Raw genomic sequence first — 26,295 nt, 5'->3', positions numbered from 1 at the left:
CATGATCGCCTCCCCCAACCACACAGAACCACCCGATCCAGCCTTTGGCGGGGAACGGCGCTGGGAGATTTTGGGTGGGTCGGGCGCTGGGAGCTTCCCGTAGGCCGGGCGCTGGAGCTGGGGGGGCGGCGGTGGGGCTTTGGGCGACGTGTTGGGTGGCCTGTGGACAACTTGGCCTTGGCGTGGCGGAAGTGTCTGACCCTGGCGGTAGCGTGGAAACCGGGGGGCCGAAGGCCACGCGAGCACAACGGCCGCTCCCAGGAGTCCGGGAACGGCCGTGTGCGGGAGCGGTGCTACTTGGGGAGGCCGAGCTTGCTGGAGCAGTGCGGCCAGGCTCCGTAGCCGCCGCGGCTGTCGCGGAGCTTGGTGGCGACGGCGATCTGCTGCTCGCGGCTGGCCTGGTGGGGGTAAGCGGCGTACTGGCCGCCGCCGTAGGCGTCCCAGGTGCCCTTGTTGAACTGGAGGCCGCCGTAGTAGCCGTTGCCGGTGTTGATGGCCCAGTTGCCGGTGGCCTCGCACTGGGCGAGGCGGTCCCAGACCGAGCCGTCGGAGATGACCGGCTGGACGGGCTGGGGGGGCTTCTTGGTCCCGACCTTGACGACCTTGGGCTGCGGGGCCTTCGTCTCCTTGGAGCCGATCTCCTCGCGCTTGACGACCTGGCCGTTCTTCTCGGTCACGCGGTAGGTGACCATGCGCTCGCCGGGGGCGCCGGGCTCGATGACGTCCTCCTTGCCCTTGGCGAGCTCGGGGTCGTCGACCTTCTGCACCGGGGGGGCGACCGGCTCGGCCTGGTTGATCACGGTGACACCGGTGCGGCTGATCTTGATCTCGGCGCCGGGGGTGATCTTCACGTCGGCGCCGGGGAGGATGGCGTCGTCCGGGCCCAGGGTCAGGCCGCGCTGCTGCAGCAGCTCGCCCACGGTGACCGCGGTGGTCTGCAGGTCCGCCGGGGCGTTGCCGCCGTCGAAGAGGGTGACCTTCTTGTTGGTCTTGATCTCGACCGACATGCCCGACAGCGGCACCTCGGCGTCGTCGCCCGCGGAGACCCAGGAGCCCTGGACCGGGGCGTTGGCCTGCTTGAGGGCTTCGCCCAGGGTGGTCGCGCGGACCCAGGCCTGGCGCGTCTCGCCGTCGATGGTCATCGTGAGCTGGCGGCCGCGCTGCAGGACGATCTTGCCGTCGTCGGCGATCTCGGCCGTGGGCGAGGGGCTGACCGAGTCGTGGGCGCCGAGCTCGATGCCCTCTTCCTCGAGCACCTCGGCGACGGTGTCGGCGTAGGTGCTGACCTCGGTGGCCTTGCCGTCGACGTCGACGGTGACCGTGTTGTTCATCGCGATGGCCGCCGCGCCGCCGCCGGTCAGGGAGACCAGCACGGCCGCGATCGTGGCCTTGAGGAACGTGCCCTTCCAGCGCCGGACCGCGGCGATGAGGCCGGGGGCCTCGCCGTCCGCGCGGACCTTGAGCGGCTGCGGGCCGTCGACGTCGTCCTCGTCGTCGATCCCCGCCAGCGACGGCAGGACCGTCGTCTCGGCGTTGATGAGCCGGATCAGCTCATCGATGTCGACCCCGGCGGTCGCCATGATCTCGTCGGCCTGCGGGCCGAGGGCGTACCGGACGTCGGAGTCGGTGATGTTCAGCGAGCCGGAGTAACCGGGGTCCAGGGCGTCGTCCGGGAAGTTGGCGCCGGAGGCCTGGGAATCGGGGAACTGCGAACGCCAGGCGGAGAAGTCCTCGGCGTGGTCGTCGATCTGGTCGGGGCGCTCGGCGGTGCTGACCGGGGCGAACCAGTCGGTCTCAGCGTGTCCGTCGTGCCCGGGACGGCGGGGGCCGTCGGTATGAAAGCCGCTCACAGGGTCGTTTCCTCCAGAAGGCGGGGGCGGGGGCCCTCGCGAGATGGGATCGGGTCAGCGGTGATGTCGATGGCCCTCTCCCTCTCAGCTATCGGGCGCGCGCACGCGCATTCGTTCGTCTCGACTACCCGCAGCCAGCCACCCCGACGGTGCTGGCGAAGCTCCGGGCGTTCAACCAGGGGATTCACACCCCCGGCAAGTACGGTCACGGGACAGTAACGAGCCCCGGGAGGTTGCGCAAACACTTCCAGCAAGGTTATGAGGCCTGTCACAACACGACTGGAGTATTTGTCTCGTCCGATCAACGCAACGCCTCACGCGACGAAAGGTCGGATGTAGCGGTGGGCAACCGGAACGTGCGCTCAGCGGTAGTCGACACCGCGCTTGCGATCTCCGCCACACTGAGCCCGCGGAGGTCCGCGAGTCCCCTGATCGTGTAGACCGCGCAGTAGGGCTCGTTCGGCCTGCCCCGGTACGGGTGCGGTGTCAGATAGGGCGCGTCGGTCTCCACCATCATCTGCTCGAGCGGGACGAACGCTGCCGCTTCCCGCAGCGCGGCGGCGTTCTTGAAGGTCACCGCCCCCGCGAACGACAGCACGAATCCCTTGTCCACGCACCGGCGGGCGAAGTCGAGGTCACCGGAGAAGCAGTGGAAGACCACCGTCTCCGGCGCCCCCTCCTCGTCGAGCACCTTGAGGATGTCCTCGTGCGCCTCGCGGTCGTGGATCATCAGCGGCTTGCCGACCCGCTTGGCCAGGTCGATGTGCCACCGGAAGGCCTCCTGCTGGGCCGCGGCAGGCGCGTAGTCCCAGTAGTAGTCCAGCCCGGTCTCCCCCACCGCGACGACGCGGGGACGGGCGGCCAGGGCCTCCAGTTCCGCCTTGTCCGCGTCGGTGAAGGTCGACGTGCGGGTCGGGTGCAGCGCGACGGCCGCCCAGACCCGGGGGTCCCACTCGGCGGCGTCGGCGGCGAACCGCGCGGAGGCCAGGTCGTCGGCGACGGTGACCACGCGCGTGATGCCCGCCGCCTCCGCCCGGTCGACGACCTCGGCGACCGACGCCGCGTCGGTCGCCCCGCACGCGTCGAGGTGGGTGTGGGCGTCGACCGACGGCACCGGCAGCCGGTCGGGCACCGGCGGCCGCTCACCTTTGCGCGGGGTCACCCGACCACCTCCCCTGTGGACAACTCCCCGAACCTGTCAGCCCCCGCCGGTAGAATCGAGAACCGGGGGTCCCCCAGGCCTGTGGATGGATTCCCCCGGCCGCCCGCCCCTCGCGGTAGCGTGGAAACCGGGGGTCCCCAGCGTCGGATGATCTTGGACCCGGCGCCGCTCACTTGGCGATCGGGGCCCACTCGGGGCCGGTCTCGCCCAGCTCGGCGTCGAGCTTGGCGAACAGCGGGCTCGGCTTGGCCAGCGGCCTGCCCACCTCGATCTCGCGGGACTCCCACTTCGCCGCCTCGCCCGCGTAGTCGCCCATGAGCACGGGGTACTGGCGGTCGGCGACGTCCAGGTCGGACACCTCGCGGATCTCCGGCTGCGCCGCCCACACGCCCGTGCCGCCCAGCGCCTCGTGCACCTTCTGCGCCGAGTGCGGCAGGAACGGGGTCAGCAGCGTGTTGGCGTCGGAGACGACCTGCAGCGCGGTGTGCAGGATGGTGTCGCGGCGCTCCGGGTCGTCCTTGCGCTTCCAGGGCTCCTCGTCGGACAGGTACTTGTTCGCCGCGCCGACCACGCGCATGGCCTCGCCGACGGCCGCCTTGAACCGCGACCGGCGCAGGTTGGCCCCGACGGTCTCGAACGCCGCCCTGGCCTGGGCCTTGAGCTGCTCGTCGGCCGCGGTGGGCGCGACCGGGCGGGGGACGGCGCCGACGTTCTTGTGCGCCATCGACACCGACCGGTTGACCAGGTTGCCCCACTCGTTGGCCAGCTCGAAGTTCGTCCGGCGGATGAACTCGTCCCAGGTGAAGTCGGTGTCCTGGTTCTCCGGGCCCGCCACCGAGATGAAGTAGCGCAGGGTGTCGGGGCCGAACTCCTTGAGGAAGTCGCGCACGTAGATCACCGTGCCGCGCGAGGTGGAGAACTTGGACCCGGACATCGTCAGGTACTCGCTGGAGACGACCTCGGTCGGCAGGTTCAGCCGCCCGAACGAGCCCTCCTCGCCGCCCTTGTCGCCCCTGCCGTTCTGCCCGAGCAGCAGCGACGGCCAGATGAGCGAGTGGAAGACGATGTTGTCCTTGCCCATGAAGTAGTAGCCCTCGGCCGACGGGTCGGTCCAGAAGGCCTTCCAGGCGTCCGGGTCACCGGTGCGCCGCGCCCACTCCACGCTCGCGGACAGGTAGCCGATCACCGCGTCGAACCAGACGTAGAACCGCTTCATCGGGGCGTCGCGCCAGCCGTCGAGCGGGACCGGCACGCCCCAGTCCAGGTCGCGGGTGATCGCGCGCGGCCGCATGTCGGCGAGCAGGTTCTGGCTGAACTTGAGCACGTTCGGCCGCCACTCGGTGCGGCTGGACAGGTAGCCGCCGATCGCCTCGGCGAACGCGGGCAGGTCCAGGAACAGGTGCTCGGTCTCGATGAACTTGGGCACCGCCCCGTCGATCCGCGACCGCGGGTTCTTCAGGTCGGCGGGGTCGAGCTGGTTGCCGCAGTTGTCGCACTGGTCGCCGCGGGCGCCGTCGTACCCGCAGATCGGGCAGGTGCCCTCGATGTAGCGGTCGGGCAGCGTGCGCCCGGTGTTCGGGTCGACCGCGCCCATCTGGGTCTTGGGCGTGATGTAGCCGTTCTTCCACAGGGCGGAGAACAGGTCCTGCACGACGCGGTAGTGGTTGCCGGTGGTGGTCCTGGTGAACAGGTCGTAGCCCAGGCCGAGGCCCTGCAGGTCCTCGACGATCACCCGGTTGTACTTGTCGGCGAGCTCGCGGACGCTCAGCCCCTCCTTGTCGGCCTGGACCGAGATGGGGGTGCCGTGCTCGTCGGTGCCGCTGACCATGAGCACGGGGTGCCCGGACATCCGCATGTAGCGGGAGAAGACGTCGGACGGGACACCGAAGCCGGAGACGTGACCGATGTGGCGGGGGCCATTGGCGTAGGGCCAGGCCACCGCGGTCAACACGGGGGCGCTCATGGCTGGTGAGCCTAGAGGTGGGCCCCGGAGGGCCGCCCACCGGTTTGCCGCCGGGGGGGCAGACGCTCGCGCTGGGCGTTGTGCGCCGCTGAGCGGTCTTGGATCCCCGCGAGAACTCGGGGCCGAGATCAGGAGAGGTCTGTCCGCATGAGATAGACGTTGTAGGGGGCCCACCGCGACATGGTCCACAGCAGCTCCGGTCCCCGTCGCGACTTCGGGTGCAGGAAGCCGCCGTACAGGCCCGGGTACTCGGTGCCGGAGGCCACGGCCGACGGCGGCGACCACGGGCCGGTCAGGTCGGGGGCGGTGCGCAGGACGATCGCGGAGCGGGACTCGTCGAGGTGCAGGGCGGCCCAGAGGCCCAAGTGCTCGTTGAAGACCACCGACAGCTCGGCCACCGGGCCGGTCATGACCGGGACCGCGCGGAACGGGTCGCGGTCGGCCCAGGTGTGGCCGGTCCAGTAGGAGTACGCGGCGGGTTCCAGCACGTCGGAGGGGCGAACCCGGGCCAGGGACGCCGCGCCCCAGCGGCCGTTCGGGGTGCCGAGCAGGTGCAGCCAGCCGTCGGTCTGGGCGAAGGCGCCCATCTGGAACGGGTGGTCGCCCTCGGCTCGGTTGACCCACCAGGCCCGGCGGGGCTTGTGCCAGGTCTGGCCGTCGTCGGTGGAGTGGGCGATGCCCGCGTAGTTGGTGAACCACTTGCCGCGCGCGCCCCAGTTCCGCACGGACATGTAGTGCAGGTAGTGGACGCCGTCGAGCTCGATGCCCGAGCAGGGGATGACGGTCTCCTCGGTGGAGGTGTCGTCGCGGGCGAGGACCTGGCCGGTGATCGACTGGAAGCGCAGGTCGTCGTCGGCCACGGCGAGCACGTTGCAGCGCCAGTCCGGGTCGGAGCTGGGGCCCGCGCCCGAGCCGCACCAGGCCGGGCCGTAGGTGTCGCCGAAGGCGATGAGCACCCGGCCCCCCGACTCCCACATGATGCCCAGGTCGGTGGCGTGGACACCGCCCGCGCAGCCGTTGCGCGAGCCCGCGCCGGTGATCCGGGCGACGAGTTCGGTGCGCACCCGTCAGACCCTACGCAACCAGGTCCTCCAGGAACGCCCGCGAGCGCTCCGGGGTCCAGGCGTGGGCGAGGATGCGCTGCCAGGCCAGCCGGAAGCCCTCGACCTCCTCCGGGTCGTCGAGGAACGCGCAGCGGGAGCGGTGCTCGGTGTAGGCCAGGGTGGGGTCGGCGGGGAAGTCCATGATCAGGAAAGAGCCCTCGAGGCCGGGGTGGGCGTCGGTGGTCCCGGGCACCACCTGCAGCACCACCCTGGGCCTGCGCGACATCTCCAGCAGGCGCCGGAGCTGCCCGGCGTGCACGACCGGGCCGCCGACCGGCACCCGCAGCGCCCACTCGCCGAGGACGACGTGCAGCACGGGCGGGGTCTCGCGGCTGAGGATCGCCTGCCGGGCCAGCCGGGCGGCGACCTTGCCGTCGAGCTCGGCGGGCGAGAGCGGGCCGGGCGCGGTGCCGCGGATGACGGCGCGGGCGAAATCGGCGGTCTGCAGCAGGCCGGGGACGATGAGCGGCTGGTAGTTGCGCAGGGCGACCGCCTTGGACTCCCAGTCCACCAGGGTCCGCCACTGCTCGGGCAGGCCGCGCCCGTGCACCAGCGCCCACCCCGGCTCGGCGGCCTGGCGGACCAGCTCCAGGATCTCCACCTGCCGGGGCGCGGGGACCCGGTAGAGGCCGAGCATCGCCTCGACGTCGAGCAGGCGCAGCCCGGAGCTGCCGGTCTCGACCCGGCTGACCTTGGCCTGGGAGAGCCCCAACCGCTGGCCGACCTCGCCGGTGGTCATCCCGGCCTGCTTGCGCAGCCTGCGCAGTTCGCCCGCGACCTGCCGGGACCGAATCGTGGGCCGACCAGGAGGCACCGCGCACCCCGTCTCATCCGGGTCCCCGATGAGGGAGACACCCGCTACCGCCCTTCCCTTGTTACCCATCCTGAGCTGCGCAAACAACTACACGATCAGTTGATTCGCGCCTGCCGGGCACGGTCGGAACCCACCACCACGCCCCCGGCGGGCCCGCGTCCGCGACACGCACCGAACACCGGTCCGCCTACGATCCCTGCCGTGAGCGCGGTCGCAGTCGAGGACAGGCCAACCGGGACGAGCGGGCCGGAGCACCGGGGCGAGCCGCCGACGCCCACCCGCGAGGGGGTGCTGGGCAGGCCGATGCCCGCCGACCGGCTGCGCGGCTGGCTGGTCACCGCCGTCATCGGGGTGATCGGGGCGGTGGTGCGGTTCCAGAACCTGGGCACGCCGACCGACAACGGCACCCCGGTCTTCGACGAGAAGCACTACGTCCCGCAGGCGTGGCAGATGCTGCGCAACGGCGGGTTCGAGGACAACCCCGGCTACCGGCTCACCGTCCACCCGCCGCTGGGCAAGACGCTGATCTCCCTCGGCGAGTGGCTGTTCGGCTACAACGGCTGGGGTTGGCGGTTCACCGCCGCGCTGGCCGGGGCGCTGATGATCGTGCTGGTGGTGCGGATCGCCCGGCGGCTGACCCGCTCGACCCTGCTCGGCGCGATCGCGGGCGTCCTGCTGATCTCCGACGGGGTCTCGCACCTGCAGTCGCGGATGGGGATGCTCGACATCTTCCTGGCGTTCTTCGTCCTCGCCGCCTTCGCCTGCCTGCTGGTCGACCGCGACCAGGTGCGCTCCCGGCTCGCGATCGCCGTCGCGGAGGGCTGGGCGCACGAGAGCCCGTACGGGCCCAGGGTCGGCGCGCGGTGGTGGCGCACGGCGACGGGTGTGCTGCTCGGGCTGGCCTGCGGGACGAAGTGGTCGGGGCTGTACTACATCGCCGCGTTCGGCCTGCTCGTGGTGATGTTCGACGTCTCGGCCCGGCGGGCGGCCGGGGTGCGGCGGCCGTGGGTGGGGGCCCTGGTGCGCGACACCGTGCCCGGCCTGGTGGCGATCGTCGGCATCGCGGTGCTGGCGTACCTGTCGACGTGGTGGGCGTGGTTCGGCTCGGAGACCGGGATCGACCGGCACCTGGTCGAGACCACGGGCAGCGACCCGGTCTCGGTGGTCGTCGGCGCGCTCGGGTCGCTGGTGAAGTACTCGGTGAACGTGCTGGAGTTCCACTCGGGGCTCAAGACGAACCCGGCCGAGCAGCACCCGTGGGAGTCCAAGCCGTGGACGTGGCCGATGGGCCTGCGGCCGATGCTCTACTACTACGACGGCAGCACGACCGGTTGCGGCGAGTCCCGGTGCGTGGCGGCGACCATGCTGATCGGCACCCCGGCGCTGTGGTGGCTCTCGCTGCCCGCGCTGGCCTGGGGGCTGTGGCGGGTGCTGGGCCGCCGGGACTGGCGCTGGGCCGCGGTCCTGGTCGGCTACCTGGCGGGCCTGCTGCCCTGGTTCACCAACCTGGACCGGCAGATGTACTTCTTCTACGCCACCCCGATGGCGGCCTTCCTGGTGCTGATGATCGTGCTCTGCCTGGGGCAGGTGCTCGGCGCCGCGCGCGCCGGGGTGGAGCGGCGCGGCACCGGACTGCTGGCCGTGTCGTTGTACGTGGGCCTCGTCGTGGCCAACTTCGCCTGGCTGTGGCCGGTCCTCAACGGGGATTCGATCACCGAGAGCCACTGGCAGGCCGAACGGTGGCTGCCCTCCTGGCGCTAGCCGGGGCTGGCTGCTCGACGGGGTGGGGCCGCTGCGCGCGCAGCTCGGCGACCAGCCGGGCGGCGTCGCGGTCGAGGTGGGTCGGACCCGCCATCGGCGCACGGGTCAGGTCGGCGTCCACGCGGCTCAGCAGCCACAGGACCAGGGCGAACAGGGCGAGGAAGAGCAGGGCGCTGATCATGGCAGTAATCCTGCGCCACACGAGATCCTGCCAAAAGTGGCAGTACTGACCTTGCCCCACAAGATCCTGCCATCTACGCTCCGCCCATGCTCCGGTCCGCGGCAGCCCTGCTCATCGATGACTTCGCCGCGTTCGAGTTCGGCGTGCTCTGCGAGGTCTTCGGCATCGACCGCCGGGAGGAGGGCGTCCCGCTCGTCGACTTCCGCGTCGTCGGCGAGGCGGCGGGGCAGCCGTTGCGGATGAGCGGCAGCGGCCTGCGCGTCGTCCCCGACCTCGACCTGTCCGCGCTCGAGGACGTCGACCTGATCGGCGTCCCCGCCTGCACTGTCCGCGACGAGTACCCGCCCGCGGTCCTCGACGCCCTGCGCCGGGCGCACGCCAGGGGCGCCACCCTGCTGTCGGTGTGCAGCGGCGCGTTCGTCCTGGGGGCCGCGGGCCTGCTCGACGGCGTGGCGTGCACGACGCACTGGCGCCACGCCGCCCTGCTCGCCGACCGCTTCCCCGGGGCCGTGCTCGACCCGGACGTGCTGTTCGTCGACGCGGGCCAGGTCATCACCAGCGCCGGGACGGCCGCGGGCATCGACGCCTGCCTGCACCTGGTCCGCCGCGAGGTCGGCTCGGCCGCGGCGACGGCCATCGCCCGGCGGATGGTCGTGCCGCCGCAGCGCGACGGCGGGCAGCGCCAGTTCGTCGACCTGCCGGTGCCCGACTGCCAGGCGGAGAGCCTGTCACCGATCCTGACCTGGATGGTGGCCAACCTCGCCGAGGAGCACCCGGTCAGCGCCCTGGCCCGGCGCGCGGCCATGTCGGACCGCACCTTCGCCCGCCGGTTCGTCGCCGAGACCGGCACCACCCCGCACAAGTGGCTCACCGCGCAGCGGGTGCTGCACGCCAGGCGGCTGCTCGAGGACACCGACCTGGGGGTCGACGAGATCGCCCGGCGCTGCGGCTTCGGCTCCGGTGCGCTGCTGCGCCACCACTTCCAGAAGCAGGTGGGCGTGCCGCCGACGGACTACCGCAGGACCTTCGCCACCAAGCCCTAGCCGTTGCGCAGCCTGCGGATGCGGTCGACGTGCGCCGGGTGCGAGGCCAGCAGCCGCGCCCGGATGGTGCGCTGGTCGCCACCCGCCGCCGCGAGGAAGCCCTTGAGCACGTCCTGCAACGCGGGCCCGTAGCCCAGCGCCGCCGCGGCCCGGTCGGCCCGGTACTCGCCCATCCTGGTGGCGAAGGCCACCAGCGGCGCCATCGCCGGGATCAGCAGCAGCCACGGGTTGAGCCACACCACGCCCGCCAGCATGATCAGCACCAGCAGCACCGACGCCAGCACCACCGCCACCCCGCCGTACTTGGCGAAGAACCGCCCGACGGCCAGCACCCCCTTGGCGACCAGCCCGACGAGCAGGATCACCCCGCGCGCGGGCAGCTCGTACCACCAGCCCAGCAGCGACACCCTGGCGTGCCCGTGCAGGTGGTGGCCCAGTTCGTGCGCCAACACCGCCTCGAGCAGGTGCGGCGGCAGGTCCAGCGCCGCCCGCGTCACCGCCACGGTGTGCCCGCCCGCGGCGAACGCGTTGAGCCCCCGCGACCCCTCGATCCACAACCGGTACTTCTCCCGGCTGACCCCCGCGGTCCGGCAGACCGAGGCCCACACCGGCTCCAACTTCGCCATCTCCCGCACCGACGGCTCCTGCATGTCCAAGAGGGTCTTCACCATCACCCCCTCGACCGCCGGGATGAACACGACGGCCCCGGTCAGCACCCAGACCACCGGGATCACCCACGCCTGCGACGGCCACACCAACGACCCGATGACGATGAGCGCGGTCAGGCTGCTCAGGAATCCGGGCACGAACAGCCCGAGCCCGACCAGCGCCGCGAGATCGGGCCCCTGCCGCTGCTCGACGGGCAGGATGCGGGTGGGTCTGCGCGGGGGCTGCTGTGGGTCCATGGCTCCTTCTCGGCTCTCGGTGCCTGGACCAAGGGTGCCCGCGACCACCCTGACCTGTCCAACCGCACCCCCGCTTGCCCTGCCCCAGCCCACCCCGACGAGCCGCCCGAGCCAATCCCCCGGTCTTGGGAGACGTCACCGCACCTTGTGCTCGTCGAACCGGTCCTTGATCTCCGCGCCGAAGAACTCGCCGTGGCTCTTGGCGGAGGCGAAACGCCAGTAGAGGGCCTTGGGCACCTTGAGGTACCGGTACACCCTGCCGTTGTGGAACTCCACCTCGAGGGTGTTGGTCATCGCGTCGTAGCCGAGCGACGCGATGACGGTCGAGTCGACCTCCTTGCGGTGCACCCGCTCCTCCTCCTCGTCCCGGTTCAGCCCCCGCGCAGCACCCCGCGCAGCGCGTCGAGCACGGCCGGGTCCTCGATCGTCGACGGGGCGGGCTCGTCGCGGCCGTCGGCGATCGAGCGCATGGTCTTGCGCAGGATCTTCCCCGAGCGCGTCTTCGGCAACCCGTCGACGACCGCCACTTCGCGGAAAGCGGCCACCGCGCCGATCTCGGCGCGCACGGCGGCCACCAGTTCCGCGCGCAGCACCTCCTCCTCGACCTCGACGCCCGCCTTGAGCACCACGAACCCCCGGGGGAGCTGGCCCTTGAGCTGGTCGGCGACCCCGATGACGGCGCACTCCGCCACCGCCGGGTGCGCGGCCAGCACGGCCTCCATCGACCCGGTCGACAGCCGGTGGCCCGCGACGTTGATCACGTCGTCGGTTCGGCCCATGACGTGGAGGTAGCCGTCGTCGTCGAAGTGCCCGCCGTCGCCGGTCAGGTAGTGGCCGGGGAAGGCGGACAGGTACGACCGGCGGTAGCGCTCGTCGTCGCCCCACAGCGTCGGCAGCGTCCCCGGCGGCAGCGGCAGCCGGATCGCGATGGCGCCCTCCTCCCCCGTGGGCACCGGCACGCCGTCCGGCCCGAGCACGCGCACGTCGTAGCCGGGCAGCGGCACACTGGCCGACCCGGCCTTGAGCGGCATCGGCTCCAGGCCGCGCGGGCTCGCGCAGATGGGCCAGCCCGTCTCGGTCTGCCACCAGTGGTCGACGACCGGCACGCCCAGCTTCTCCCCCGCCCAGTGGTAGGTCTCCGGGTCGAGCCGCTCGCCTGCCAGGAACAGCGTCGTGAAGCCGCTCAGGTCGTGCCCGGCCAGCTCGGCGGCGTCCGGGTCGACCCGCTTGATCGCGCGGAACGCCGTCGGCGCGGTGAACAGCACCTTGGCCCCCGTCTCGGCGATCACCCGCCAGAACGCGCCCGCGTCCGGGGTGCCGACCGGCTTGCCCTCGTAGAGCACGGTCGTCGCCCCGACCAGCAGCGGGGCGTAGACGATGTAGGAGTGCCCGACGACCCAGCCGACGTCGGAGGCGGTGAACATCACCTCGCCCGGCCCGACGTCGTAGACGTTGGCCATCGACCAGGCCAGGGCGACCGCGTGCCCGCCGTTGTCGCGGACCACGCCCTTGGGCTTGCCGGTGGTGCCCGAGGTGTAGAGCACGTACAGCGGGTCCGTCGCGGCCACCGGCACGCAGCCGACCGGCTCGGCCGCGGCCATCGCCTCGTCCCAGTCCAGGTCGAGCGGGTCCGGCGCGGCCGGGGCCTGCTCGCGCCGCAGCAGCACGACCCGCCGCGGCCGGTGCTCGGCCATGGCCAGCGCCTCGGCGATGATCGGCCGGTACTCGACCACCCTGGTCGGCTCGATCCCGCAGGTCGCGGCCACGATGACCGCGGGCTTGGCGTCGTCGACCCTGGCCGCCAGCTCGCGCGGGGCGAAGCCGCCGAAGACCACCGAGTGCACCGCGCCCAGCCGCGCGCAAGCCAGCATCGCGATCACGGCCTGCGGGACCATCGGCATGTAGATGACCACGCGGTCGCCCTTGGCCACGCCGAGCCCGGCCAGCACCCCGGCGAACCGGGCGACCAGGTCGGTCAGCTCCGCGTAGGTGTACTCCGCGCGGGTCCCCGTCACGGGGGAGTCGTGCACCAGCGCGGTCTGCCCGCCCCGGCCCGCGGCCACGTGCCGGTCCAGGGCGTTGTGGCAGGTGTTGAGGACCCCGTCCGGGAACCACCGGTAGAACGGCGCGGCGGCGCTGTCCAGGGCTTTCTCCGGCTCGCGCACCCAGTCGAGCGCCTTGGCCGCCGCCAGCCAGAAGCCCTCCGGATCGTTCCGGCTCCGCTCGAACGCCGTCGCGTACCCGCCCATGGTCGCCCTCCGATCGCCGCGCTGTCGCCCCTGCCCGATACCTTGCCACCGACGGCCGCTCGGGGGGCGGCGCGCGATGTGCCTGTGGACGACTAGCGGAACCTGGACACCCCCTCCCGCGTCCTGTGGATAACCGCCGCCACCCGGCAGGCGTCGGACTTACCCTGATGACGGGGCGACACCGCCCCGCCGTGGCCGGAACGAGAAAGGAGCTGGTGGACGCGGTGTTCGAGCTAGCCGCCTCGCTGCTGTCCCTGGCGCACAGCATCTTCGGCCCCGGCATCTGCCCGGGTGACTGGGTGTGGGCCACCGCGACCGCGGGCGCGATCGTCGCACTGCTGCCGGTCTCGGGCACGCTGACGGTCGCCCTGGTCCGCAAGTTCACCGGCAACACCTACAACGCCGTCACGCTGTCGGTCATCGGCGCGGTCGGCGGCATCCTGGTGTTCCTGATCCCGTGGCTGCTGTTCAACGGGGTCAGCTCGGTCTACCGCGCCGTGTTCGCGGGCGAGCCGACGGGCCTGAGCGCCCAGGAGGCGTCGTCGCTGTCCGAGAGCTACTGCTGGATCGGCGTGCAGGGCTCCTACCTCGGCGAGCGCCCGACCGCCTACGAGGTGCTGTTCCACCCGTACGAGACCGTCCCGATGTACCTGCTGCGGCTGGCCGTGCTGGTCGTGCTGCCGCTGCTGTGCCTGCTGTTCGTGCTGCTGCAGACGCGCACCGCGCTGCGCCGCGGGCCGAGGTGGCCGGGCAGGCTGATCTGGATCCCGTTCGCGCTGATGGCCGTGGCCAGCCTGACCGTCGAGGCCAACACCCTGGCCCTGCTGTGGATCGGGTTCCTGCCGGTCAGCGTGCTGGGGCTGATTCCGCTGCACTTGATCGGCGCGCCGAGTTGGTCGACGATCGAGCGGCAGTACCAGAGCGCGTCGGACTCCGAGCCGCCCCCGCAGCGCCAGCAGGTCCCGCCCCCGCAGCACTCGCAGCGCCAGCCACCGCCCTACCAGCCGTCGCAGCGCCAGCAGCAGCCGCCGCCGCCGTACCAGCCGAAGCAGATCCCCCCGTACCAGCCGCCGTCGCAGCAGGTGCGCCCGCCGAACCCGACCAGGGTCGAGCCGCAGCCGGACCGGGCGGCACTGGCCAAGCTGGCCGCCGACCCCGGGCCGCTGCCGTTCGCCCCGCGCGGGTCGGCCCCGCCGCCGGTCACGCCGTCCGGCGGCCGCTTCCGCCGCGTCCGGCCGCTGGGCCACGGCGGGTTCGGCACGGTGTGGCTGTGCCAGGACACCCAGCTCGACCGCACGGTCGCGGTGAAGATGGCGCACGCGCCGGACGCCGAGACCGAGGAGCGGATGCTGCGCGAGGCCAGGGCGCTGGCCGCGGTGCACCACCCGAACTGCGTCCGGGTCTACGACATCGTCTCCGAGCCCGACGGCCTGGGCCTGGTCATGGAGTACATCGAGGGCCAGCCGCTGGCCGACCGGGTCGGCACCGGCGGCTCCCTCGACGACGTGGCCGCCGCCCGCCTGTGGATCACCATGGCGGGCGCCCTCTCCGCCGCCCACGCCAAGGGCGTCCTGCACCGCGACGTGAAGCCATCGAACATCATCATCGACCCGGTCGGCAACGCCCACCTGATCGACTTCGGCATCGCCCGCTCCAAGGGCGACTCCACCCTGACCGCCACCGGCATGATGGTCGGCACCCCCGACTTCCTCGCCTCGGAGACCGCCGCGGGCGAGAACGCCACCCCCGCCTCCGACGCCTGGCAACTCGCCGCCACGGTCAGCTACGCCCTCACCGGCAAGCCCCCGCGCGGCAGCCGGGAGAACGCCATGCAGGCCCTCATGGCCGCCGCCAAGGGCGACCCCCTGACCCACCTCCCGTCCACCAGCGCCCACCGCAGGCTCCTCAACGCCTCCCTGGACGCAGACCCCAGCCGCCGCCCCACCCTCGCCACCGTGGTCCGCGAACTCACCGACTGGCTGGCCCGCGAGGGCCACAAGCAGTCCGGCCCGGTCACCCAGATCGTCCGCCGAGAGGACATCGAGGGCGCAGACCGAACCAAGCCCCTCCGCTGACCCCGGCTGTCATCACGTGCGGCGGGAGAGATAAGGCCAGACCGGTCACCCCGCGGGTGGGCGGCAGCTCGCGCAGATAGGCGCACACAGACATCGGACCGCACCGCTCCCGCCCGACTGGCACCTACCATGACGAGGCCACCCAACGAGGGGGCACGCGATGACCGCCGACCGCAGGATCGGACAGCACATCAAGGCGCTGCGGGTGCGGCGCGGACTAACGATGACCGTCGCCGCCGGGTTGGCAGGTATCACGCAGTCGTACTGGAGCATGATCGAAAACAGCCGACGGCCGGTCAACAACCGTGAGCTGTTGGAACGCATCGCGAAGGCACTACGGGTGTCTTCTCTGGAGATCACCGGCAAGCCGTTCGACTCCGTCGACCCGGCATCGCGCTCCGTCCTGGCGATGACGGCGGATCTTGGGGACGTGCTGACTGGCTGGCGGGTCGGCGAAAACCCTGGTCCAGAGGCGGCTCGTCCGTGGGGGCAGCTCTCCGCTGAGCTAGGGGTGCTCAACGGTCGACTCCGCCCGGACGCCGAGTACGAGGCCCAAGCGGAGATGCTGCCCGATCTGATCCGCGGCCTCCTGGTGGCCACCGACACCGTCGACCGTTCCGCAGCGCTGATCGGGCTGATCAGCGCTTACAAGGCATGTGCGTACCTCGCCCACGACTTGGGGGTGGCCGGGTTGCCGACGCTGGCCGCAGAGCGGATCAACCAGGTGGCAGAGGCGACGGGCGACGACGGTTGGGTGGCGTACGCGACTTGTCAACGTGCTCAATTGCTGTCGGGCACCAACCGCCAACGACAGCTTGAGCTGGCGCTCACGGTGGCCGACACCCCCCAGGCAAGGGCGGAGACGCGTGGACTGGCGAACCTCACCGCCGCGCTCGCTCGGGCCGTGAACGGTGACGCCGATCAGGCACGGACCCACCTGGCGGAAGCGGCAGCCCTTGCCCAAGGGATTGGTCCTGATGTCAGTCCGTGGATGCAGACGAACTTCGGCAGGGAGAACGTCAAAATCTGGTCGGTCACCATCGGCCTGGAACTCGGTGGAGGTCTCCGGGCAGTTGAGCACATCGGAGGCTGGCAGCCGCGCGCGGTCAGTAAGTCCAGGCGAGCGACGTACTGGCTGGACGTGAGCAGAGCCCTTGCATCCGAGCGCAAGCACTACGCACGCGGCATCCGAACACTTGAGTTGGCGGAAGCGCTGACACCTCAGAAGATCCGCACCAACACGTTCGCCCGGGAGATCGTGGCGCTGACACCAGGGAAGGTGCGCGCGGGAGCCGAGGGCGACATCGTTCGCCGTCTCTGCGACCGAATGGGCATTAACCCGTCCAAGTGACTATTACAGGCAGTGACACTCCCGTGCGCCTGCGACAGGAATCGTCAACGTCCAATCCGTCCGGGTACGCCAACCTTGATGTGCGCGGCGTCTTGGAGGGCGAGAAGGCGAAGCCATACCTCCGTCAGATGGAAGCACTTTCAGGAAGCGCTCTCCCCGCGGCAGATTCTCGATCGCTCATCGAGGAAGCGAGCGCGCGAAAGCGGCTCAGCCCAGCCAACGGTCAATAGCGGCCCGGGCCTGCCGATACGGCACCTCAGACCCCGTCAACACCGCCCGCGCATTGGCCGCCCGGCACACCGCGTCCAACTCGAACGCCACCTGCGCCACATCCGTCAACGGCTCCAACTCCCCCACCCGCACCGCATCGGCCACCAACCGCTCCACCAACGCCGCCCACCGCACCTGGCCATCCGTGATCGCGTCGTGCACCCGCCCCTCCCGCGCGTCGAACTCCGCTGACACCGCCGCGAAGAAGCACCCGCCCGGGAACACCCTGGACCGCGAGTAGTCCAGCCACCGGGCCATCAACGCGCGCAGCCTGGCCACCCCCACCGGCTCAGTCAGCGCAGGCTCCACGACGCGCTCCAGGAAGACCCGCTCAGCGAACTCGACGGCGGCGAGTTGCAACTCCTCCTTGGACCCGAACAGGGCGAAGATCCCGCTCTTGCTCAGGCCCAGCTCAGTCGCGAGCCTGCCGATGGTCAGGCCGTCGAGGCCCTCGACCGAGGCGATGTCGGCAGCCCGGGCCAGCACCGCCCGCCTGCTCTCCTCGCCGCGCGCCAGCCGTCCGTCCACGGGAGCAACCCTAGACGGGAGCGGTTCGAGCTGAAACTATATGACCGATCGTTCGTATACCTGGAGGACATGTGGACATCCGGACGCTGGACCTGGCCGCGATCGCCTCGACGGGCGCGTTCATCGACGTCATCGAGGACGGGCAGTGGGATCTGCCCTCGCCGTGCACCGAGTGGACCGTGCGGGGGGTGGTCGAGCACATGGTGGCGAACAACCGGCGGACGCTCGGGCACCTCGGGGTGGAGTTCGACGGGACCGGTGACCCGCGCGCGGACTTCCACTCCTCGGCTGCCGCGCTCCACGCTCAGTTCGCCGATGAGACCGTGCTGACCAGGCCCTTCCCCGTCGGGCCGTTCGAGTTGAGTGGCGCGCAGGCGCTGGGCGTGCACTTCTTCGACGTCCTGGTGCACGGGTGGGACGTCGGGGTCTCGCTCGGCCACGAGGTGGTGCTGGACGAGCGGCTCGCGGCGGCGGCGCTCGAGGTCATCGGCTCGTTCCCCGAGCACGAGGCGATCTACGGGCCGTCAGCGCTGTTCGCGGGCAGGCTGGCGGTCGCCGAGGACGCGACCGCGCAGGAGCGGCTGCTCGCGCGGACCGGCAGGAGGCCGGGTCAGCGCGGGGCGTAGCGGGTGACCGTGACCGAGCCGGTGACCGCGACCGGCTCGGTCAGCCCCACCACGGCCCCACGGCCGTGGAAGGCGCTGGGGCCCATGCCGACGAGCGCCTCGACGTCCTTGTGCGACAACGACATGCGGAACTCGACGGTCTCGCGCGCGAGGACCGCGAAGTGCTCGCCGAGCCGGTCATCGATGCCCTCCTGCTTGTCGGCGTCGACGGTCAGCAGGTCCAGCGCGGAGACGAGTTCGCCGAGGTGGTCCCCCGTCGGCGCGACGACGACCAACGCGCCCTCCGGGTGCAGCACCCGGTGCAGCTCGACGGCGTTGCGCGGGGCGAACACGTTGATCACCAGCCCGGCCACTCCCGAGCGCACCGGCAGCGGCTGCCACACGTCGGACACGACCGCGCCCACCAGCGGGTGCGCCTTGGCCGCGCGGCGCAGCGCGTGCTTGGACACGTCCAGCGCCACGCCCTCCCGGCCGGGGAAGGCGTCGAGCACGGCGGCGAGGTAGTGGCCGGTGCCCGCGCCGAGGTCGACCACGCAGCCCGGCCCCGGGGCCGCCGCCGCGACCAGGGCCCGCGTGATCGGGTCGAAGTGGCCCGCGCCCAGGAACGCGACCCTGGCCTCGACCATCGCCGTGGTGTCGCCGGTGAACGGGGCGGCGCCGCGCAGCAGGCTCACGTAGCCCTGCTTGGCGATGTCGTGGGAGTGCCCGGCGGGGCAGCGCACGGTGCCGTCCTGGAGCAGCAGGTCGTCTCCGCAGTGCGGGCACATCAGCAGGTCCAGGACGTCGTGCAGCAAGGGGTCAGTTCTCCAGGTCGTCGAGCGCGGAGGAGATCGCGCGGTGGAAGGTGGGGTAGGCGAAGACCATCCCGCGCAGCGCGGCCACCGGGACCTCGCCGTGCACGGCCACCGCCAGCGCGCCGAGGACCTCGCCGCCGCCGGGGCCCATCGCCGTGGCGCCGACGAGGACGCCGCGGTCGGCGTCCTCGACGAGCTTGATCAGGCCCTGGTTGCCGAGCTTGTGGATGAAGCCGCGGGAGGAGGCGGAGATGTCGGTGATGCCGGTGCGGACGTTCAGACCCGCGTCGCGCGCCTCGGCCTCGGTCAGGCCGACCGCGCCGACCTCGGGGTCGGTGAAGGTGACCCGGGGGACGGCGCGGTAGTCGGCCTCGCCCGCCTGGCCGAGGATGTCGTCGCCCGCGATGCCCGCCTGGTACATCGACATGTGGGTGAAGGCGCCCTTGCCGGTGATGTCGCCGATCGCCCAGAGGCCGTCCGCGGCGCGCATGCGGCCGTCGACCGAGGGGCCCTTGGCGGACTCGTCGAGGCCGTAGGCGCCGACGCCGAGCGCGGCCATGTCGGTCTTGCGGCCTGCGGCGACCAGCACCTTCCGCGCGGTCACCGGCTCGCCGCCCTCGACCTCCAGGGTCACCGAGCCGCCTGCGTGCGTCGCCTTGGTGATCGTGACGCCGGTCCGCACGGTCACACCCTCGGCGGCCAGCAGCGTGGTGAGCAGGTCGCCCGCCTCGGGCTCGTCGCGGGGCAGCAGGCGCGCGGCCGACTGCAGCAGCGTCACCCGCACCCCGAAGCGGGCGAAGACCTGGGCGAACTCGCAGCCGACCGGACCACCGCCGATGATGACCAGCGACTCGGGCAGCTCGGTGGCCTGCACGGCCTCCCGGTTGGTCCACACCGGACCATCGGTCAGGCCCGGGATCGGCGGGACAGCGGGCGCGGTGCCGGTGTTGAGCACGATGCCCTTGGTGGCGCGGACGGTCTTGACCCCGTCGGGGCCGGTGACGGTCAGCTCGCCGGGGGCGGTGATCTTCGCGGTGCCGCGCAGGAAGGTCGCGCCGGAGGCCACGAGCCGGTCGACGGCGGCGGTGTCGTCCCAGTCGGCGGTGGCCTCGTCGCGAACCCTGGCGGCCACCTTGGACCAGTCCGGGGCCACCTCGACGGACCCGGCCAGCTCACGGGCCCGCCTGGCCTCGGCCAGCGTGTCGGCGGCCCGGACCATGATCTTGGTCGGCACGCAGGCGAAGTACGGGCACTCCCCGCCGACCAGCCGCGACTCGATCCCCACCACCGCGAGCCCGGCACCCGCCAGCCGCGTGGCGACGGCCTCCCCGCCGGGTCCGAGACCCACCACAGCGACGTCCACGGTCAACTCGGCCATGCCTGCTCCTCCAGCCGGTGTCGAACACCTCGGACAGCACTGCACCACGCGATCGGCTGCCGCGCAGCGCGAGAACGCCCCCGCGACGCGCCTGCACCCACAGTAGCGATCGCCCGGCGCGAGCACGCACTCCGGACGAGCGCGAGCCCCGCGCACCGGGCGGTGCGCGGGGCTCGCGGTGGTGGGAGCTAGTCCTGCTGAGCGGCCTTCGCCTCGGCGACCTTGGCGTGCACCTCGGCCATGTCGACCGACTTGACCTGGGTGATCAGGTCCTCCAGCGCGGCGGCCGGGAGCGCGCCGGGCTGGGCGTAGAGCACGACGCCCTCGCGCACGGCGACGACGGTCGGGATCGACTGGACGTCGAACGCGGCGGCGAGCTGCTGCTGGGCCTCGGTGTCGACCTTGCCGAAGACGACGTCCTCGTGCTGCTCGGAGGCGGCGTCGAAGACGGGCGCGAACTGGCGGCACGGGCCGCACCAGGACGCCCAGAAGTCGACCAGCACGGTCTTGCCGCCGGCCAGGACCTCGTCGAAGTTGTCGGTGGTCAGTTCGACCGTTGCCACGGTGGTGCCTCCTCCGGTTGGGCGACGGCGGTCCGGAGGGGATCGCCGCACGTCACCCGTGCACAACGAACGGACCCGGCGGGGAATTCCCGACGGGCCCGGGCGGGGGTTGGTCGAGGGGGCGCCCCGGTGCGGCGGGTCGGTGCGCCCCGACCCGGGCCGCACCGGGGCGGTCTCAGCCGTGCAGCTCGGCGTACTCCTCGTCGGTCAGCAGGCGCGACCGGATGAGGAAGCGCACGCCTTCGGGGGCCTCGAGGGAGAACCCGCTGCCCCGGCCGGGGACGACGTCCACGGTGAGGGCGGTGTGCTTCCAGTACTGGTACTGCGACGACGACATCCAGAACGGGACCGGCTCGTCGACCCCGTCGACCTCGAGCTCCTGGAGCAGGACGTCGGACCCCCCGGTCTTGAACTCCCCGGCGGGGTAGCACATCGGCGCGCTGCCGTCGCAGCAGCCGCCGGACTGGTGGAACATGAGCGGCCCGTGGGACTCCCGGAGGCGGCGGAGCAGGCCGGCCGCCTCCGGGGTGTGGGAGACCCGGTCGACCATCAGAAGAACCCGAGGGCCTTGTCCGAGTAGCTCACCAGCAGGTTCTTGGTCTGCTGGTAGTGGTCGAGCATCATCTTGTGGTTCTCGCGCCCGATGCCGGACTGCTTGTAGCCGCCGAAGGCCGCGTGCGCGGGGTAGGCGTGGTAGTTGTTCACCCACACACGCCCGGCCTGGATCTCGCGGCCCGCCTTGTAGGCGGTGTTGCCGTCGCGGGACCAGACACCGGCGCCGAGGCCGTACAGGGTGTCGTTGGCGGTCTTGATGGCGTCGGCGTAGTCGTCGAAGCGGGCGACGGAGACCACCGGGCCGAAGATCTCCTCCTGGAAGATCCGCATCTTGTTGTCGCCCTCGAAGATCGTGGGCTGCACGTAGTAGCCCCCGGCGAGGTCGCCGCCGACCTCGGCGCGGGCGCCGCCGGTGCGGATCTTCGCGCCCTCCTGCTTGCCGATGTCGATGTAGGAGAGGATCTTCTCGAGCTGGTCGTTGGAGGCCTGCGCGCCCATCGTGGTGGCCGTTTCGAGCGGGTTGCCCTGCACGATCAGCTCGGTGCGCCTGGTCACGTCGGCCAGGAACCGGTCGTAGATGCCCGACTGCACCAGCGCCCGCGACGGGCACGTGCACACCTCGCCCTGGTTGAGGGCGAACATGGTGAAGCCCTCCTGGGCCTTGTCGTAGAAGGCGTCGTCGGCGGCGGCCACGTCGTCGAAGAAGATGTTCGGGCTCTTGCCACCGAGCTCAAGCGTCACCGGGATGATGTTCTCGGAGGCGTACTGCATGATCAGGCGGCCGGTCGTCGTCTCCCCCGTGAAGGCGATTTTGCGGATGCGCGGCGAGCTCGCCAGCGGCTTGCCCGCCTCGACGCCGAAGCCGTTGACGACGTTGAGCACGCCCGCGGGCAGCAGGTCGCCGATGACCGAGAGCAGCACGTGGATCGAGGCCGGGGTCTGCTCGGCGGGCTTGAGCACGACGGCATTGCCCGCCGCCAGCGCGGGGGCCAGCTTCCACACGGCCATCAGGATGGGGAAGTTCCACGGGATGATCTGCCCGACCACGCCCAGCGGCTCGTGGAAGTGGTAGGCAACCAGGCCCTCCTCGATCTCGGAGATGCCGCCCTCCTGGCCCCGGATCGCGCCCGCGAAGTAGCGGAAGTGGTCGATGGCCAGCGGGATGTCGGCGGCCAGGCACTCGCGCACGGCCTTGCCGTTGTCCCAGCTCTCGGCCACGGAGAGGAGCTCGAGGTTCTCCTCCATCCGGTCGGCGATCTTGTTGAGGACGTTCGCCCGCTCGGCGACCGAGGTGCGGCCCCAGGCCGGGGCGGCGCCGTGCGCGGCGTCGAGGGCCTTCTCGACGTCCTCGGCGGTGCCGCGGGCGACCTCGCAGAAGACCTTCCCGTTCACCGGGGACGGGTTCTCGAAGTACTGCCCCTTCGCCGGTGGCACGTACTCCCCGCCGATGTAGTGGTCGTACCGGGACTCGAAGCTGATCACGCTGCCGTCGGTCCCTGGTGCTGCGTACACCGTCATCCGCGCGCCTCCTGCGTCGTTGGTAGGAGTGATGCCCGCCACGTTAAGAGCGGCAACGTTGCACTCACGTTGCACTGACGCGGCAGGTTGCCGGATCAAGCTGTCTGCCCGCATCATCGAGGAGATGACAGACGCCCAGGAGTACGCGCACCTCATGGCGCGCGTGCGCGAGGCCGTGCTCAGCGGTGACCCGGCCCCCGCCGCGCCGCGCGAGGTCGTGTCCGCCTCCTGGGAGCGCTCGCTCGCGGGCGGTGTCGACCCCGACGCGAACCTCCCCCCGGTCGTGTGGTCCGAGGACGACCTGCGCGACCACCGGGCGGCGCACCCGCTCGCCGAGGTGCTGCCGGTGCTGCGCTCCACCCTGGTCAGCATCGCCGACGAGGCCATGCACCTGATGATCGTCACCGACGCCGACGGCAACGTCCTGTGGCGCGAGGGCCAGGTCGACGTGTGCAAGCTGGCCGACGAGGTGGGCTTGGCCGAGGGCACCCGGTGGAGCGAGGCCGCGATGGGCACCAACGCGATGGGCACGACCCTCGCGGTGGGCCGCCCGGTGCAGATCCACTCCGCCGAGCACCTGGTGCGCACCATCCACGCCTGGACCTGCGCCGCGGCCCCCGTGCACGACCCGGACACCGGCGCGGTGCTCGGCGCCATCGACGTCACCGGCCCGCTGCGCACCCGCCACCCGGCGACCCTGGCCCTGGTCACCGCCGCCGCCCAGCTCGCCGAGGGCCAGCTCCGGCTGCGGATGACCGCCCGCGACGAGCAACTGCGCCAGCGCAACCTGCCGCACCTGCTCGGCCTGCGCGGCGCCGCGCTGCTGTCCCCGACCGGCCGGGTGATCGCCGCCGAGTCCTGCGGCCCGCTGCCGGAGCGCCTCGCCGCCCGCCCGGGGGCGCTGGCGCTGCCCGACGGCCGCGAGGCCGTCGTCGAGCAACTGGACGAGGGCTACCTGCTGCGCATGGCACGCGGCTCCCGCCCGCGCGGCAAGCCGACCCTGGGCCTGCGCTTCCTCGGCGCCACCCACCCCATGGCCACAGTGGACGGCCGCGAACAGCCCCTCTCTCCCCGCCACGCCGAAATCCTCACCGCGCTCGCCCTGCACCCCGAGGGCATGACAGCCGACCAACTGGCCCTGGCCCTGCACGGCGACGCGGGCAACCCGACCACCGCGCGCGCCGAGATGCACCGCCTCCGCGCCACCCTGGGCGACCGCATCGTCCTAACCCGCCCCTACCGCATAGCCGCCACCATCACCGCCGACTTCCTAGACCTCCCAACCCAACTCCGCACCGGCGACTTCACCACCGCCGCCACCGCTGGCCCCCTCCTCCCCCGCAGCGAAGCCCCCCTCATCCGCGACAAGCGCAACGAACTAGAGGCCGCCACCCGCCAAACCCTCCTCACCACCGCCGACGCCGACGACCTCTGGGCCTACGCCCACACCCCCACCGCCGCAACCGACCTGGAGGTCTGGGCCACCCTCGTCGACACCCTCCCCCGCTACGACCCCCGCCTCCCCCAAGCCCAAGCCCGCCGCAACCACCTTCGCCACGCTTGAACGCCGAGTGCCCATCCTCCCGGCGAATAGTGGGCAGCTCGATCAACGAGCTTCACACCCAGTATGAGACGCGGTCTCGGTAGTTGCGCATGGCTACGACTGCGAGCGCCCAGCCAACGACGGTAACGGAGCCGACCACGATCCAGTTGCCCAGCGTGAACGTCTGCCCGAGCAGGGGTGCCCGCACAATCTGCATGAAGTGGTACAGCGGGTTCAGCTGGATGATCGGGAGCGCCCACGAGACGTTGTCCCGGGCACCGCCCATCAGCAACTGGTCCACCGGCCAGACGATCGGCGTGGCGTAGAACAGCAACTGGGTCAGTGAGTTGACCACCTGCGGGATGTCGCGGAACCGGGCTGAGACGATGCCCAGCAGCAACGTCACCCAGCCCGCGTTGAGCGCCAGCAGGACGAAGCCAGGAACAGCGAGCAGCGCACTCCAGCTCAATCCAGGGTGGCAGAACCCGGAACCTGCACAGAGACCGTTGGCATCACCCAACGAGTAGGGGATGTCCAGTGCGCTGAAGAAGATGGCGACGATGCCGACGAAAACGATCATGTTATGTGCCAGCAGCAGCGTCTGCCGCCACACCGTGCGCAGCATGTACACGCTCAACGGGGCCGGAAGCTGCTTGATCAACCCCTCGTTGGCGATGAACGTCTCCATCCCCTCGGCGAGGCAACCGTTGATGAACCCCCACAAGATGAAACCGGTTGCCACATACGGGAGGAACACCTGGACAGGCGAGTTGAACAGTTGCGAATACAACAGACCCAGCCCCAGCGCGATGACCGCCTGGCTGATGGTGATCCAGAACGGTCCGATCACCGAACGGCGGTACCGCTGCTTAATGTCCTGCCAGCCAAGACGGGCGCGAGCTGGACTACCTGCACCTGGCGGAACTGGATGTCGATGCGGCCCACGTTCAGCCTGGAACCCGAGAACGGCCACCTGTACGTCCAACACCGCATCGCCGCCGAGGCCGAGGAGGTGTGGGCGCTGCTGGAACGCGGCGCCAAGGTGTACGTGTGCGGCGACGGAGCGCGGATGGCCCCAGGCGTCCGCGCCGCCTTCCGGGACGTCTTCCACCGATTTACCTGCGGGGACGGAGATGCCTGGCTCCAGCAGCTCATGGTGGAGGGGCGGTACGTCGAGGATGTGCACGCAGCCACTCTCGTCGCGGACACGCCCTAAGCGTTGCCCGCCATGACCCTGCCCTTGTAGTGCGCCAAGACGTCGCCCAGAGAGCCGGTCATCCGGATCCGGCCCTCGTCCATCCAGATGGCAGTGGTGCACAGCTCGGCCAGCAGCTCGTCGGAGTGGGACGCGAACACGAGAAGGCCGGAGCGTCGAGCGAGGTCAACGAGACGTTCTCGAGCTTTGGCGAGGAAAGCGGCGTCAATCGCGCCGAGGCCCTCGTCGAGGATCAGGATCTCGGGGTCGATGGTTGTCACCACGCCGAGGGCGAGCCGCACCCGCATCCCAGCGGAGTAGGTGCGCAGCGGCAGGTTCAAGTAGTCGCCGAGCTCGGTGAACTCCGCGATGTCGTCCATCCGTTTTTCCATCTGCTTGCGGGTCATACCCAGGAACAACCCCCGGATCAGGATGTTCTCACGACCGGAGACCTCGGGGTCCAGGCCGACGCCGAGGTCGAACACAGGCGCGACCTTGCCGACCACCCTGGTGCTACCCCGCGTCGGCTCGTAGATGCCCGACAGCATCCGCAGGAGAGTCGACTTGCCCGCGCCGTTGTGCCCGACCAGACCGACCCGGTCGCCCTCACCGAGGCTGAGGGTGATGTCCTGCAGGGCTTCGATGATCGGGACCTTCGCCCCTGTGCCGATCTTGCCGCCGACCTTGCCGAGGACCTGCTTCTTCAGCGACCGGGTCTTAGCGTCGAAGATCGGGAAATCGACGTAGGCGCCTCGCACCTCGATGCTCACCATACTTGCGGCCTTCCCATCGCCTTGAGATCGGATGCGAATGCATATTACCATTCGCATCGACGCGACGGCCAAGCCCCTTGAGAACCAGAGGTAGT

The 26,295-nt window shown here is 71.2% G+C and carries 24 protein-coding genes; 7 read left to right on the top strand and 17 right to left on the bottom strand.

The genetic code is table 11. The features are described from left to right. Positions 1-293: 293 nt before the first annotated feature. The 5 genes from GCL84_RS13470 to GCL84_RS13450 all read right to left on the bottom strand — a co-directional run bounded on the left by GCL84_RS13470 (position 294) and on the right by GCL84_RS13450 (position 6,892). On the bottom strand, positions 294-1,850 hold the full coding sequence (locus GCL84_RS13470; protein WP_156755800.1) for a resuscitation-promoting factor: 1,557 nt from the start codon (positions 1,848-1,850) through the stop codon (positions 294-296). A gap of 301 nt (positions 1,851-2,151) precedes the next feature. Next, entirely contained in the window at positions 2,152-3,012 is an 861-nt protein-coding gene (locus GCL84_RS13465; RefSeq protein WP_156755799.1) for a TatD family hydrolase, read from the bottom strand. A 169-nt stretch (positions 3,013-3,181) separates the two neighbouring features. Next, positions 3,182-4,975 carry a methionine--tRNA ligase gene (gene metG / locus GCL84_RS13460; RefSeq protein ID WP_156755798.1) on the bottom strand — a complete coding sequence of 598 codons (1,794 nt, stop codon included), beginning with the start codon at positions 4,973-4,975 and terminating at the stop codon, positions 3,182-3,184. A gap of 128 nt (positions 4,976-5,103) precedes the next feature. Continuing rightward, positions 5,104-6,039 carry a DUF4185 domain-containing protein gene (locus GCL84_RS13455; RefSeq protein WP_235926217.1) on the bottom strand — a complete coding sequence of 312 codons (936 nt, stop codon included), beginning with the start codon at positions 6,037-6,039 and terminating at the stop codon, positions 5,104-5,106. A gap of 10 nt (positions 6,040-6,049) precedes the next feature. Then, positions 6,050-6,892 (bottom strand): helix-turn-helix domain-containing protein, encoded by an 843-nt coding sequence (locus GCL84_RS13450; protein ID WP_197523218.1) that lies wholly within the window; start codon positions 6,890-6,892, stop codon positions 6,050-6,052. A 201-nt stretch (positions 6,893-7,093) separates the two neighbouring features. Here GCL84_RS13450 and GCL84_RS13445 point away from each other — a divergent pair, with 201 nt between their 5' ends. Next, the gene (locus GCL84_RS13445) at positions 7,094-8,653 is read left to right on the top strand and encodes a dolichyl-phosphate-mannose--protein mannosyltransferase (protein WP_235926216.1); all 1,560 of its coding nucleotides are present in this window, start codon (positions 7,094-7,096) and stop codon (positions 8,651-8,653) included. Here the strand turns inward: GCL84_RS13445 and GCL84_RS13440 are convergent. After that, positions 8,604-8,834: a hypothetical protein gene (locus tag GCL84_RS13440; RefSeq protein WP_156755796.1), complete on the bottom strand. Its 231-nt coding sequence runs from the start codon at positions 8,832-8,834 to the stop codon at positions 8,604-8,606. The two genes, GCL84_RS13445 and GCL84_RS13440, sit on opposite strands and share 50 nt — an antisense overlap. Positions 8,835-8,920: 86 nt before the next feature. Between GCL84_RS13440 and GCL84_RS13435 the strand changes: the two genes are divergently transcribed. Further along, the gene (locus GCL84_RS13435; protein ID WP_156755795.1) at positions 8,921-9,877 is read left to right on the top strand and encodes a helix-turn-helix domain-containing protein; all 957 of its coding nucleotides are present in this window, start codon (positions 8,921-8,923) and stop codon (positions 9,875-9,877) included. Here GCL84_RS13435 and GCL84_RS13430 read toward each other — a convergent pair. From GCL84_RS13430 to GCL84_RS13420, 3 genes are all read right to left on the bottom strand, one after another. Further along, the gene (locus tag GCL84_RS13430) at positions 9,874-10,782 is read right to left on the bottom strand and encodes a M48 family metalloprotease (protein ID WP_156755794.1); all 909 of its coding nucleotides are present in this window, start codon (positions 10,780-10,782) and stop codon (positions 9,874-9,876) included. The two genes, GCL84_RS13435 and GCL84_RS13430, sit on opposite strands and share 4 nt — an antisense overlap. A 135-nt stretch (positions 10,783-10,917) precedes the next feature. Further along, positions 10,918-11,130 (bottom strand): KTSC domain-containing protein, encoded by a 213-nt coding sequence (locus GCL84_RS13425; protein WP_156755793.1) that lies wholly within the window; start codon positions 11,128-11,130, stop codon positions 10,918-10,920. Positions 11,131-11,153: 23 nt separating this feature from the next. After that, positions 11,154-13,031: an AMP-binding protein gene (locus tag GCL84_RS13420; protein WP_156755792.1), complete on the bottom strand. Its 1,878-nt coding sequence runs from the start codon at positions 13,029-13,031 to the stop codon at positions 11,154-11,156. A 191-nt stretch (positions 13,032-13,222) separates the two neighbouring features. On the opposite strand from GCL84_RS13420, the gene GCL84_RS13415 reads away from it, so the two are divergent. Continuing rightward, positions 13,223-15,106: a serine/threonine-protein kinase gene (locus tag GCL84_RS13415; RefSeq protein ID WP_235926215.1), complete on the top strand. Its 1,884-nt coding sequence runs from the start codon at positions 13,223-13,225 to the stop codon at positions 15,104-15,106. A gap of 160 nt (positions 15,107-15,266) precedes the next feature. Continuing rightward, on the top strand, positions 15,267-16,457 hold the full coding sequence (locus GCL84_RS13410) for a helix-turn-helix domain-containing protein (RefSeq protein WP_156755790.1): 1,191 nt from the start codon (positions 15,267-15,269) through the stop codon (positions 16,455-16,457). A gap of 207 nt (positions 16,458-16,664) precedes the next feature. Here GCL84_RS13410 and GCL84_RS13405 read toward each other — a convergent pair whose 3' ends face one another. Continuing rightward, the gene (locus tag GCL84_RS13405; protein ID WP_235926214.1) at positions 16,665-17,255 is read right to left on the bottom strand and encodes a TetR/AcrR family transcriptional regulator; all 591 of its coding nucleotides are present in this window, start codon (positions 17,253-17,255) and stop codon (positions 16,665-16,667) included. A 71-nt stretch (positions 17,256-17,326) separates the two neighbouring features. Here GCL84_RS13405 and GCL84_RS13400 point away from each other — a divergent pair, with 71 nt between their 5' ends. Then, positions 17,327-17,881 (top strand): TIGR03086 family metal-binding protein, encoded by a 555-nt coding sequence (locus GCL84_RS13400; RefSeq protein ID WP_197523217.1) that lies wholly within the window; start codon positions 17,327-17,329, stop codon positions 17,879-17,881. On the opposite strand, the gene GCL84_RS13395 is transcribed toward GCL84_RS13400, so the two are convergent. The 5 genes from GCL84_RS13395 to exaC form a co-directional block, all read right to left on the bottom strand. Beyond that, on the bottom strand, positions 17,866-18,675 hold the full coding sequence (locus GCL84_RS13395) for a putative RNA methyltransferase (protein ID WP_156755788.1): 810 nt from the start codon (positions 18,673-18,675) through the stop codon (positions 17,866-17,868). The genes GCL84_RS13400 and GCL84_RS13395 overlap by 16 nt on opposite strands. A 4-nt stretch (positions 18,676-18,679) precedes the next feature. Next, positions 18,680-20,053 carry a dihydrolipoyl dehydrogenase family protein gene (locus GCL84_RS13390; RefSeq protein ID WP_156755787.1) on the bottom strand — a complete coding sequence of 458 codons (1,374 nt, stop codon included), beginning with the start codon at positions 20,051-20,053 and terminating at the stop codon, positions 18,680-18,682. 188 nt (positions 20,054-20,241) lie between these two features. Further along, complete coding sequence (gene trxA / locus GCL84_RS13385) at positions 20,242-20,616, bottom strand: thioredoxin (protein WP_156755786.1); 375 nt, start codon at positions 20,614-20,616, stop codon at positions 20,242-20,244. Positions 20,617-20,791: 175 nt separating this feature from the next. Further along, a complete protein-coding gene (locus GCL84_RS13380; protein ID WP_156755785.1) occupies positions 20,792-21,166 on the bottom strand; it encodes a DUF779 domain-containing protein in 375 nt (124 codons plus the stop codon). After that, complete coding sequence (gene exaC, locus GCL84_RS13375) at positions 21,166-22,689, bottom strand: acetaldehyde dehydrogenase ExaC (RefSeq protein ID WP_156755784.1); 1,524 nt, start codon at positions 22,687-22,689, stop codon at positions 21,166-21,168. The genes GCL84_RS13380 and exaC overlap by 1 nt, the downstream gene beginning before the upstream one ends. A 124-nt stretch (positions 22,690-22,813) precedes the next feature. Between exaC and GCL84_RS13370 the strand changes: the two genes are divergently transcribed. After that, positions 22,814-24,253 (top strand): helix-turn-helix domain-containing protein, encoded by a 1,440-nt coding sequence (locus GCL84_RS13370; RefSeq protein WP_156755783.1) that lies wholly within the window; start codon positions 22,814-22,816, stop codon positions 24,251-24,253. 52 nt (positions 24,254-24,305) lie between these two features. On the opposite strand, the gene wzm is transcribed toward GCL84_RS13370, so the two are convergent. Continuing rightward, the gene (wzm, locus tag GCL84_RS13365) at positions 24,306-25,205 is read right to left on the bottom strand and encodes a galactan export ABC transporter permease subunit Wzm/RfbD (RefSeq protein WP_407924389.1); all 900 of its coding nucleotides are present in this window, start codon (positions 25,203-25,205) and stop codon (positions 24,306-24,308) included. On the opposite strand from wzm, the gene GCL84_RS29250 reads away from it, so the two are divergent. Further along, a complete protein-coding gene (locus GCL84_RS29250; RefSeq protein WP_197523221.1) occupies positions 25,167-25,448 on the top strand; it encodes a hypothetical protein in 282 nt (93 codons plus the stop codon). The two genes, wzm and GCL84_RS29250, sit on opposite strands and share 39 nt — an antisense overlap. On the opposite strand, the gene wzt is transcribed toward GCL84_RS29250, so the two are convergent. Then, positions 25,445-26,200, bottom strand: a complete 756-nt coding sequence (gene wzt, locus GCL84_RS13360) for a galactan export ABC transporter ATP-binding subunit Wzt/RfbE (protein ID WP_156755782.1) — start codon at positions 26,198-26,200, stop codon at positions 25,445-25,447. The two genes, GCL84_RS29250 and wzt, sit on opposite strands and share 4 nt — an antisense overlap. Between the last annotated feature and the right edge of the window lie 95 nt (positions 26,201-26,295).

It is taken from the genome of Actinokineospora pegani (assembly GCF_009745975.1).
Taxonomy (GTDB): Bacteria; Actinomycetota; Actinomycetes; order Mycobacteriales; family Pseudonocardiaceae; genus Actinokineospora; species Actinokineospora pegani.
The sequence above is the reverse complement of the archived record's forward strand: the minus strand, read 5'-3'. Positions and strand labels throughout refer to the sequence as shown.